The sequence below is a fragment of the Mammaliicoccus sp. Q-M61 genome, from assembly GCF_022386055.1.
Taxonomy (GTDB): Bacteria; Bacillota; Bacilli; order Staphylococcales; family Staphylococcaceae; genus Mammaliicoccus; species Mammaliicoccus sciuri_A.
The window spans coordinates 98,431-110,844 of record NZ_JAJNJL010000001.1; the positions used below are offsets into that span (position 1 = coordinate 98,431).

The following is a 12,414-nucleotide window of genomic DNA, read 5'->3' on the forward strand; positions in this document are numbered from 1 at the left end:
GCCATTAAGCTTCAAAAGTTAAAGGCAGTCTATATTTATAGTTTATTCTTTTTCGTATACAACTTCTTCATCTTTAAACTCGTATGGACCTGAGTCATCTTGATAATATTTATTATAACGACGTTTAAATAATGTGAAGAGATGTGTCACAGCTACTTTAATAATAGCGTATGCTGGAATACCTAAAATAACACCAAGTATACCTGCTAAATTACCTGCACATAACAATACAAAGATAATTGTTAAAGGATGAATTTGCATTGTTTTCCCCATAATATTTGGCGAAATAAAATGTCCTTCTAAAAATTGAACTGCAGCCCAAACGATTGCAAGTTTCAATAACATAATTGGTGAATCAATTGCCGCTAAAATAATTGCTGGTGAAATCGCAATTATTGGTCCTAAATATGGTACAACACTTGTCACAGCAGCAATACTTGCTAAAGTTAGTGCATAGTCTAATCCAATGATTGAATAACCAATAAATAGTAATACACCAATACAGAAAGCAACAATCATTTGACCTTGAATATAAGAACCAACTTGAACGTTCATTTTATCAATTAAATCGTGTGTATCTTTTCTGAATTTTGGTGGCATTAATCTAATAAAGTAATTTCTAAACTTTGCACCATCTTTAAGTAAGAAGAATAATACAAATGGGAATGTAATAATGATCACAACAACATGTGTAATTGTAGATACAAATGATTGGAACTTATTACTGAAATCCCCTACTGAATTAGATATTTTCTTTGGAATATCACTAAAGTTTTGTTGGAACCAATTTTGAGCTTGTGTATAGTAATCCGCTACAAATGAATTTTGAGAAAGCTCTTTTAATTTATCACTAAATTCATCGAAATATGTAGGTAAATTTTTAGATAAACTCTCAACTTGATGTTGCACAACAGGTATTAATAACGTCACAATTAGTGTAAATGCTGCGATAATTACACATAATAATATGATAATCCCCCATAATCTAGAGATGTTAAACCTTTCCATAAAATTAATTAAAGGATTAAACAAATAGAATGCAACAAACGCAACAATAATTGGGCCAATTAAAGTTGTCGTGATCGTAACGATAGGTTCAAAAATAAATGAAACATGTTGGAAAATAAATATTGTTAACCCTATCAAAATCAATAATCCTAAAATGAAATAAATATCACGTCCACCGAAAAACTGCATAAAACGTGTTGTTTTATTCAAAGAATTATTGGAATGCTTTTCTTTTTCCAAAATAAGCCCTCCTCTTAAAGATTTATAATCTATTATACCCTAATCGTATCACTTTAAAAACAAAAATTTACAATTATAGTTTACATAATAATATTATAATTGTTTTTTAATATATAAAAAGAAGATACACCATGAAGATGTATCTTCTCATCTATAAAAGTCTTATTTAACGACTAAAATTTTATCGCCTTGTTCTACTGAAGTTGTTGTTAGTACTTCTAATGAAGCATCACCAAGATTAGTAACAACAATTGGTGTAACAGTACTATCAGCATTTTCTTTAATGAAGTCTAAATCTACTTTCATTAACGGTTGACCTTTAACAATATCTGTATCAGCTTCCGCTAAAATTTCAAATCCTTTACCTTCTAATTTAACTGTTTCTAAACCGAAGTGGATTAATAATTCAACACCGTCATTAGATTCTAAACCGATTGCATGTTTTGTTGGGAATGTCATTTTCAATTTACCATCAAATGGTGCAACTACTTCACCAGTTTCAGGAATAATTGCAACGCCATCACCCATCATTTTTTCAGAGAATACTTTATCTGGTACTTCAGAAATATTAACAACTTCACCTTTAATAGGAGCATAAATTGTTGCGCCACCTTCAGCTAAAATAGCAGCACTTTCTTGATCGCCTTCTTCAGTAACAGTTGTTTCATCAGGTTTCGTAATTTCTCCTGAAATGATACGTGCCATATCGTGTTTAATTTGATCTGATTTAGGTCCGAAAATAGCTTGAATATTGTTACCAACTTCAAGTACACCTGAAGCACCTAAACTTTTCAGTTCATCTTTGTTTACTTCAGATTTATTTAATACTTCAACACGTAAACGCGTAATACATGCATCTAAATGTTTGATGTTTTCTTTACCACCCATTGCATCTAATACATCGAATGGAAGTTCAGCTACTGAACTGTTGCGTGTTTCAGATTCTTTATCTTCACGACCAGGTGTTTTTAAGTTAAATTTCTTAATCGCAAATGTGAATAAGAAGTAATAAACTAACGCATAAATAATACCTACTGGAATAACAAGTAGTGCATTAGTACGATCCCAGTTTAATAATCCGTATAAAACGTAATCGATAAATCCTCCAGAGAATGTCATACCGATTTGGATATGTAGAAGATGCATCACTAAGAATGATGTACCTGCTAAAATAACATGAATACCGTATAATATTGGTGCTACGAATAAGAATGAGAATTCTAATGGTTCAGTAATACCTGTTAGGAATGATGTTAAACCTGCAGATAACATTAAACCACCGACAACTTTTTTACGCTCTGGACGAGCTTGACGATAGATTGCATATGCTGCAGCTGGTAAACCAAACATCATAAATGGATATTTACCAGTTGTGAATGCACCAGCTGTAAATGGTACACCGTCTTTAACTTGTGCCATGAATATTCTTTGGTCACCACGAACTAATTCACCAGCAGAATTTACATAGTTACCAAATTCGAACCAGAATGGTGAGTAGAAAATGTGATGCAATCCAAATGGAATTAAAGCACGTTCAATAATACCAAATATAAATGTCGTTAAAGCTAAGTTCTTATCTAATAAGAATGTAGATAAGTTATTTAAGCCATCTTGAATTGGTGGCCATGCAAATGAAAGAATAATACCTGCAATAATTGCAACTACAGATGTGATAATTGGTACAAATCTTTTACCAGCAAAGAATCCTAAGAATGGTGGTAAGTTGATATTATAATATTTGTTGTAACACCATGCTGCAAGAGCACCCATTATAATACCACCAAACACCCCTGTTTGAAGTGTTGGAATACCAAGAACTAATGCGTTTGCTGGATCTTTAGCAGTTTGTCCTAAAGTTTTAGCGCCTTCAGCGTAGCTATAAATATCATCAATTGAAATACCTTTAACAACACCCATTGTTGTATTCATAATAAGGTAACCAACTAATGCTGCTAATGCTGCAACACCATCTCCTCCAGCTAAACCTAATGCTGTCCCGAGTGCGAAAAGTAATGGTAAATTATCAAAGATAATTTGACCTGATGATTCCATTACTGAAGCTATCATGACAATAACATCAGATTTTAACCAAGGTGCAATTTCAACGAATTGATCGTTTTGCATTGCATTACCAAACGCAAGTAAAATACCCGCTGCTGGTAAAATCGCAACTGGTAACATTAATGCTTTACCAATACGTTGCAATTGTCCAAAGAACTTTTTAAACATAATTAATACCCTCCTAATTGTTTAACTTTATAAATCACGGCATGAAAAAAGGCATGAGCAAAGAAACTTACCATTACGGTAAAGTCTATTTGCTCATGCCTGATCGTATCAGTAACACGCAATTTATAAGTTATTATTAAAGTGTTGAATATGCATCGTTAAATATGCCAATTCAGATTGATATACCGGCTTCTTCAACTGTGTTTGCATCATCTTCACTATCTTTACAGAAATATTATAGCACAATGGATATTGCGCTTTCAATAGTGTTTCGATATTAGTTGCATCTGGAATTCGTTCATCTGCCAATACTCTTTGAATCGCAAAGTGAAGGTGCCGAACAAAACGACTATAATTAATACTATTTTTGTTAATATCAACTTCTAGGCCTTCTTCTATTATAATGATTGCTTTTTGAATAATCGCTTTTATATTGTGTATATCATGAATTGAATGGTTTACTTCAGCAGAGTGGATATGTAATGCAATAAATCCAGCTTCTGATTCAATAAACTGTAAGTTTAATTTTTCATTTAATGCTTTAACAGCTTTTTCTGCTATTTGATATTCTCTCGGATAAAGCAGTTCAGTCTCTTTTAAAAAAGGATTATGAACATGTATACCTTCTTTAATACGCTTGATCGCAAATAACATATGGTCTGTTAAAGATATTAATGTCTTTTCACTAACACTTCCACCTAACTGTTTATCGATACCATTTACAACTTCTAATACGATATTAAACACTTCATCATTAGTACCATCTAATAATTGCTTATATTTATTTTTATCATTTTCAGATTCTAATAAATATACCTTTTCGATTAAATCTGTATTAATTTCTTCACCTTGTTTTTTTCCGAAACCAATCCCCTTACCAACTAATATAACTTCTTTATCATAATAATTAGCAACTAACACATTATTGTTTAATGCTTTTTCGATAATGTATTTTCCCATATCTAAAACCTCATTCTGAAGACCTATTACATATTATACATTTGATGATAATATAATGATAGATATATTTTATATCAATAAATACGAGGATGTGCAAACATATGAAAAAGACGAAACTATATATAATAAGTGTTCTTGCTGTTTTATTATTATCTACAATTTTATATCCGAAACATCAAGCCCATGCGGTAACTGAAGAGGCTTGGGATAATGCCGTTACTGTTTATGGTGCAGCATTACAAAACAATTCAAGTGCTAAAGATACAACTTCTAACTTATTAGGCACTAAAAACAGTGACAAGACAACTTACGTTACGGCTGATGACTTAAATAAATACTTAAATATGCAATCATCAAATGATGTCTTAAAATCAAGTATCCGTATTACAAAGACTTCTAAAGGCAGTGGTCTTAACTTAACGATCAATCAAGACCAAGGTCAAATTACAAAAGTAACTAAAGACACATATAAAAATGCTTTAATGACAGCAGGTATTCAAGATGCAGATGTTACAATTGCATCAAGTGAAGATGTAACTGGCGAAAGTGCCTTAGCTGGTGTATACAAAGCATTTGAAGAACAAGGTGAAGAAGTAGATTCAAGCAGAACACAAGTCGCTCAAGAAGAATTATCTACAATTAATCAAATTACTGAAGAAAATAAAGGTCAAGAAGGTTTTTCTCAATCACAATTAAACAAAACAATTGCAGAATCTAAACAAGCTGTAGCTGAAAAATCTGGTAATGTAACAATCAATGAAATCACAAATATCGTCAATCAGAAGATTGAAGACAATGGTTTAACAAATGTTATTAATGATAACCAAATTAATATGATTGTTAATGTTATTGATAAAGCACAAAAAGACGGTGTCTTTAGCGGTGAAAATGCAAAAGACTTTATTAATAACTCAAAAGATTATGTTAATGATTTAGTTAAATCAGATGAATTTAAAGATGCAAAGAAAAAAGCAGAAGACTTAGGTAACGATATTAAAGACAAACTTCAAGACGAAGGTTTCTGGGATAAAATCGTAGCTGCCATCAAAGATATCTTCAATTCAATTGCAAACTTATTTAAATAAATTGAAAACGCCATGGGCACGAGCCCATGGCGTTTTTCTTATATTATTTATCTTCGTCTTTATCATCATCTTTAATAATGTCAAAAGTATCTTGTTTAGGTTCTTCATACTTTGTATTTGCTTCAGATGATTGTTCTGTTGTTTCTTTTTTGTTTAATGTTGTATAAGGGTTATCGCCCCATGCTTCGATATTATTATAGTTAACTTTTAAGTTTTCAATTTTAAATACTGGGTTTAACTTACGCTTTCTTTGTGCACGATAATCTTTAGCAACTTCAAATACAACTGTTGCAAGTCCGAATAGTGCTACGATATTGATGATTGCCATTAATCCCATAAATAAGTCTGCTGTATCCCATACTGTTTGTACTTGTACAACTGATCCTACAAAGACCATAGCTACTACTAATGCTCTAAAGATAAACATTACGATTTTATTTTTTGTTAAGTATTCAATATTTGATTGACCGTAGTAATAGTTACCAATAATTGAAGAGAATGCGAACATAAATACAGCTAATGTTAAGAATATACCACCGAATTCACCTACATGTGTTGTAAGTGCTTGTTGCGTTACAGCCACACCTTGAGGCGCATCTGCTCCAAATTGTAAATCAGTATAAAGTAATAACATGATTGCTGTTGCTGAACAGATAATCATAGTATCAAAGAATACACCTAACGCTTGGATTAAACCTTGTTTAACTGGGTGACTTACGGCTGCTGTTGCTGCTGCGTTTGCTGCAGAACCCATACCAGCTTCGTTAGAGAATAAGCCACGTTTAATACCTTGCATAATTGCAAATCCCATTGCCCCACCAAATGCAGGATGTAAACCAAATGCACTTCTTACGATATTTTGAATCATTGGCCAAATTTGATCAGCATTCATAAATAAGATATAACCAACTAAACCAATATATCCAACTGCCATAATTGGCACGATAAATGAAGATACTGTTGCGATACTTCTTACACCACCAAAAATAACTAATGCTGTAATAATAGCCAAGATAACTCCAGTTATCACATTTGAAAATTCATATTGTTCATTTAAAGAAGCTGCAATCGTATTAGATTGAACTGTGTTAAATACAAATGCAAACGTTACTGTTATAAGTATTGCAAACACAACACCAAGCCATTTCTGACCTAAACCACGTTCTATGTAATAAGCTGGTCCACCACGGAACCCACCTTCTTTATCTTTAACTTTATATACTTGTGCTAATGTTGCTTCAAAGAATGCACTTGCTGCACCAATGAATGCAATAACCCACATCCAAAATACTGCACCTGGGCCACCTAGTACAATCGCTGTTGCAACACCTGCGATATTACCAGTACCAACACGAGAAGCAGCACTTATAGCAAATGCTTGGAAAGAAGATATACCTTTTCTTCCATCTTCTAACGTTTCAGGTTTTTCGAAAATGACTCTAAACATTTCTGGTAGCCATCTAAGTTGTACTACTCTAGAACTTATTGTAAAGAATACACCAGCTAGTAGTAATAGGAAAATTAAGTTTTGAGTCCAAATTAAATCATTACCCCATTGGACAAAATTATGAAACCAATCTGGGATATAACTATCAAAATCTTTCAAAGAAATCCCTCAATTCTAATAATATAGTCATAATAAATTGCTATCATGATTTTACCATGTGCCATTCATTATGACTATATTTTTTTAATCTATAGCTTTTTCTTCAAAATATGCATCGATAACTTGACCAAAGTCATTCTCGTCAACAACAAATCGACCATTTGTGTATCGTTCACTAAAGTTAAAGTCTTTAGTATTCACTTTGACTTGATCTTTTTCTGAAATGATAACGCATGTTTCATCTTCTGAAACGGTTCTAGCAAATACAATTCTATGCGCTTTTGATTTTAGTTCTTTCAAAATCATTAAGCCGCGTTGAGATCTTTTAGCAGGTACAAATTGTTCTGCTTTCATTCTTTTAACTGAACCACGATCCGTCACAATAAAGACAGATTGATCATTTGGTAATTTATCTGTCATTACAACTCTATCATTATCTTTTAAGTTGATAGATTTAACGCCAGCCGCTTTCAAACCAATGTCGGATAATTCATCCGTATCGTAAGTTAAGCTCATACCTTTTTCAGTAATCACTGTTATAAGTTCATCATTTACTATTTTCAGTACGGACACAACTTCATCGTCACCTTTAAGTTTAATGGCAACGAGTGGTTTTGTAATTCTGCTCGCTTTAAATTTATCATTTGTAGACTTTTTGATCATGCCGTTTTTCGTCGCGATAATATAATTAGATGATGGCTTGAAATCAGTTTCTTTATTTACAGAAATGACACGTTCGTCATCATCAATTGGAATCATTTGTGAAATATGTTTACCAAGATCTTTCCACTTTAAGTCCACAATTTCATGTACAGGTATAAATAAGTAATTACCTTTATTTGTGAATACAATTAAAGTATCTTGCGTATTCATTTTTTCGTGCATTAATAAGTAGTCACCGTCTTTAAGTCCTACTTCTTCAACACCACTTGCGATATAACTTCTATTAGAAGTACGTTTAATGTATCCATCATGCGTAACAGAAACGATAGTTTCTTCACTTGGAACTAAAATTTCTTTTTCAATTTTTATTTCTTCAATTTTTTCTTCGATTTCAGTTAAACGTTCATCTGCAAATTCTTTTCGAACTGCTCTAAGCTCATTTTTAATCACTTTAAATAATGATTTTTCATTTTGTAAAATATCTTTTAAGCGTTCGATAGTTTGTTTAAGTTCATCAAATTCATTTTCTAATGAAACAATATCTGTATTTGTTAATCTATAAAGCTGTAACATTACGATTGCTTCAGCTTGTTCTTCAGTAAATTCAAATTTCGCAATTAAATTTTCTTTCGCATCACGTTTGTTTTTAGAAGCTCTAATTGTTTCAATAACTTCGTCTAAAATAGACAATGCTTTAATTAAACCTTCAACGATGTGCATACGTTTTTGTGCTTGAGATAATTCATATTGAGAACGTCTTGTTACGACTTCTTTTTGATGTTCAATATAACTTTCAAGAATTGATTTAAGGCCTAATAATTCAGGTCTTCTATTATTTATTGCTACCATATTAAAATGATAAAGCACTTGTAAGTCTGTATTCTTATAAAGGTAATTCAGAACACCTTCACTATTAATATCTTTCTTAAGTTCAATCGCAATTCGTAAACCTTCTCTATCTGTTTCATCTCGAACTTCTACAATACCTTCAATTTTCTTATCAGCTCTAAGTTCATCAATTTTCTTAACTAGCGTACCTTTGTTAACTTCAAATGGTACTTCAGTTACGACGATTTGTTCTCTTCCGCCTCTAATTTTTTCTATTTCTACTTTACTTCTAACAACGATTTTACCTTTACCTGTTTTATAGGCTTTCTTAATACCATCTAACCCTTGAATAATACCACCTGTTGGGAAATCCGGTCCTTTTATATGTTCAATTAATTCATCTACAGTTGTACTTGGCTTATCGATAAGCTTTAATGTCGCATCAATGACTTCTCCTAGATTATGCGGTGGAATATCAGTTGCATAACCAGCAGAAATACCTGTAGATCCGTTGACTAATAAGTTAGGATACCTAGCTGGTAATACCATAGGCTCCATCGCTGTATCATCAAAGTTTTGTACATGTTCAACTGTTTCTTTATCAATATCTTGTAATAACACTTCAGCTAATTTACTTAATTTAGCCTCAGTATAACGCATCGCTGCAGGAGGGTCATTATCAATACTACCGTTATTACCATGCATTTCTATTAGTACGTGTCTCAATTTCCAATCTTGACTCATACGAACCATTGCATCGTACACAGAAGAATCACCATGTGGATGATAATTACCGATTACGTTACCAACCGTTTTAGCACTTTTTCTAAAGTTTCTATCATACGTATTACCATCTTTATACATCGCAAATAATATTCTACGTTGTACAGGTTTTAATCCATCTCGTACATCAGGCAGTGCACGATCTTGAATGATATATTTACTATATCTACCGAATCTATCTCCAATTACATCTTCTAAAGGAAGGTTTTGAATTTGTTCAACCATTATTTAACTTCCTCCTCTAATGATTCTACTTCATCATCAAGTACTTGAATGTCATCACTTTCAAGTATACTTTGATCTTCTTGCATACCAAATTGAACGTGTCTTTCAATCCATTCTCTACGTGGTTCAACTTTGTCACCCATCAATGTAGTCACTCTTCGTTGTGAACGTACTTCATCATCAATACTTACGCGAATTAACGTTCTTGTTTCAGGATCCATTGTTGTTTCCCATAGTTGATCGGCATTCATTTCACCTAAACCTTTATAACGTTGAAGTGTGAAACCTTTACCAATTTTCTTCATTAATACTTCTAAATCTTCATCAGTCCATGCATATTCAACTTGTTTTGACTTACCTTTACCTTTTTCTAATTTATATAAAGGTGGTAATGCAATATATACTCTACCTGCTTCTAATAGCGGTCTCATATATTTGAAGAAGAAAGTTAATAATAATACTTGAATATGTGCACCATCAGTATCGGCATCTGTCATAATAATCACTTTGTTGTAATTACTATCTTCAATATTAAAGTCTGCACCAACACCTGCACCTATTGTATGAATAATCGTATTGATTTCTTCATTTTTAAAGATATCTTCAAGTTTAGCTTTTTCTGTATTAATAACTTTACCTCTTAACGGTAAAATTGCTTGGAATTTACGATCACGCCCTAATTTAGCTGATCCTCCGGCAGAATCCCCTTCGACTAAATAAAGTTCGTTTTTCTCTGTATTTTTACTTTGTGCTGGCGTTAATTTACCAGATAATAAAGTTTCTTTACGTTTGTTTTTCTTACCATTTCTAGCTTCTTCACGCGCTTTTCTTGCTGCTTCACGTGCTTGAGATGCTTTAATCGCTTTTTTAAGTAATGCCTTTGATAATTGACCTTTCTCTTCTAAGTAGAAAGGCAGTTGATCTGACATAACGGAATCAACAGCTGCACGTGCTTCTGTTGTACCTAATTTAGACTTAGTTTGTCCTTCAAACTGTAATAAATCTTCTGGAATTCTTACAGAAATTATAGCTGTCAAACCTTCACGAATGTCACTACCATCAAGGTTTTTATCTTTTTGTTTAAGTTCACCGATTTTTCGTGCATATTCATTGAATACACGAGTAAATGCTGTCTTTAAGGCTGTTTCATGTGTACCTCCGTCTTTAGTACGGACGTTATTTACGAAACTTAGAATCGTTTCAGAATATTGGTCATTAAATTGAAAACTAATATCTACTTCAATTCCATTTGATTCGCCACTAAACATAGCAACGTCATGCAACACGTCTTTGCCTTCATTTAAATAATTAACAAATTCTTTAATACCATCTTCATAATGATAAAATACTTCTCTAGGTTCTTCTCCCCTTAAATCCGTTACTTTTATTTTTAGTGCTTTCAGTAAAAATGCTGATTCTTGAAGTCTTTCACATAACGTTTCAAAGTTAAAATGTGTTGAAGCTTTAAATATTTTTGAATCTGGTTTGAAATGAACCGTTGTACCCGTTTTACGTGTTTTCCCCTTTTTCTCTAATGTTGTAACAGGTACGCCACCATTTTTGAATTTTTGTTTATAAATATGACCTTCTCTATAAATTGTTACTTCTAACCATTCACTCAAAGCATTAACAACCGAAGCACCTACACCGTGTAGTCCTCCAGATGTTTTATAGCCACCTTGACCGAATTTACCGCCGGCATGAAGGACAGTAAATATAACTTCAGGTGTCGGTTTACCAGTCTTATGTAATCCTGTAGGCATCCCCCTACCGTTATCATGAACAGAAATACTATTATCTTTATGAATGGTTACTTCGATTTCTGTACCGAAGCCATTTAAAATTTCATCAACAGAGTTATCTACTATTTCATATACTAAATGGTGAAGTCCGCGGACATCTGTTGATCCAATGTACATACCAGGTCTTTTTCTAACTGCTTCTAAACCTTCGAGTACTTGTATTGAATCTTCACCATATTGAACTTTTGCTTGTTTATTCAATATTTCTCCTCCTACAAACGTACGTTCGTTTCTTTTACTTTACAATAGTTATTTTGTTATAAATCCCTAGAAAATGCAAGCCCTATCCCTAATTGTGGTACAATTTCCCTTTACATTGTACAGACAATATCATATTTTTAAATAGTAACCGATATACAGTTATGGTAAACTATTAGTACCTGCTATCAAAGGAGTGTTTCAATAATGACATTTGTTGTTATTATACTTAGCTACTTAGTTGGATGTTTCCCAAGTGGCCTTGTGTTAGGTAAGTTATTTTATAAAAAAGATATTCGACAATTTGGAAGTGGCAACCTAGGTGCTACAAATACATTTAGAGTATTAGGAAAAAAAGCTGGATTTATCGTGATGTTTTTAGATATCTTCAAAGGTTTTATTGTAGTTTTCTTCCCAATATGGTTTAATGTAGATATTCCTAGCATATTTGTAGGTATTTGTGCAGTAGTCGGACATGTATTTCCAATATTTTTGAAATTCAAAGGTGGAAAAGCCGTTGCAACAAGTGCAGGTGCTGTTCTAGGTGTACATCCGATACTATTAATTATACTAGCTATTATATTCTTTGTAATTCTATATTTAACTAAATATGTATCATTATCTAGTATTGTAGCGGGTATAAGTTGTTTTATAGGTGCAATTATCATTGGTGATATACCATTCTTAATCGTATCTATTGTAATATTGGTTATACTGCTCGTCAGACACCAATCAAATATCGTAAGAATATTCAAAGGACAAGAACCAAAAATCAAATGGATGTAAA

The 12,414-nt window shown here is 32.4% G+C and carries 8 protein-coding genes; 2 read left to right on the forward strand and 6 right to left on the reverse strand.

The window, feature by feature from the left end; all coding sequences use genetic code 11:
• Window positions 1–42: 42 nt before the first annotated feature.
• The 3 genes from LQ677_RS00470 to glcT form a co-directional block, all read right to left on the reverse strand.
• Entirely contained in the window at window positions 43–1,197 is a 1,155-nt protein-coding gene (locus tag LQ677_RS00470) for an AI-2E family transporter (protein ID WP_078099920.1), read from the reverse strand.
• Window positions 1,198–1,410: 213 nt separating this feature from the next.
• Window positions 1,411–3,477, reverse strand: a complete 2,067-nt coding sequence (gene ptsG / locus LQ677_RS00475) for a glucose-specific PTS transporter subunit IIBC (RefSeq protein WP_239747992.1) — start codon at window positions 3,475–3,477, stop codon at window positions 1,411–1,413.
• Between the two features lie 123 nt (window positions 3,478–3,600).
• A complete protein-coding gene (gene glcT / locus LQ677_RS00480) occupies window positions 3,601–4,437 on the reverse strand; it encodes a glucose PTS transporter transcription antiterminator GlcT (protein ID WP_037587943.1) in 837 nt (278 codons plus the stop codon).
• A 101-nt stretch (window positions 4,438–4,538) separates the two neighbouring features.
• On the opposite strand from glcT, the gene LQ677_RS00485 reads away from it, so the two are divergent.
• Complete coding sequence (locus LQ677_RS00485; protein ID WP_191835541.1) at window positions 4,539–5,522, forward strand: DUF1002 domain-containing protein; 984 nt, start codon at window positions 4,539–4,541, stop codon at window positions 5,520–5,522.
• 43 nt (window positions 5,523–5,565) lie between these two features.
• On the opposite strand, the gene alsT is transcribed toward LQ677_RS00485, so the two are convergent.
• The 3 genes from alsT to parE all read right to left on the reverse strand — a co-directional run bounded on the left by alsT (window position 5,566) and on the right by parE (window position 11,630).
• Entirely contained in the window at window positions 5,566–7,128 is a 1,563-nt protein-coding gene (gene alsT, locus LQ677_RS00490; protein WP_126477029.1) for a glutamine transporter AlsT, read from the reverse strand.
• 84 nt (window positions 7,129–7,212) lie between these two features.
• Window positions 7,213–9,627: a DNA topoisomerase IV subunit A gene (gene parC / locus LQ677_RS00495; protein WP_126477031.1), complete on the reverse strand. Its 2,415-nt coding sequence runs from the start codon at window positions 9,625–9,627 to the stop codon at window positions 7,213–7,215.
• Window positions 9,627–11,630 carry a DNA topoisomerase IV subunit B gene (gene parE, locus LQ677_RS00500; protein ID WP_037587937.1) on the reverse strand — a complete coding sequence of 668 codons (2,004 nt, stop codon included), beginning with the start codon at window positions 11,628–11,630 and terminating at the stop codon, window positions 9,627–9,629. The genes parC and parE overlap by 1 nt, the downstream gene beginning before the upstream one ends.
• Before the next feature lie 201 nt (window positions 11,631–11,831).
• Here parE and plsY point away from each other — a divergent pair, with 201 nt between their 5' ends.
• Window positions 11,832–12,413: a glycerol-3-phosphate 1-O-acyltransferase PlsY gene (plsY, locus tag LQ677_RS00505; protein ID WP_051575392.1), complete on the forward strand. Its 582-nt coding sequence runs from the start codon at window positions 11,832–11,834 to the stop codon at window positions 12,411–12,413.
• Window position 12,414 lies beyond the last annotated feature (1 nt).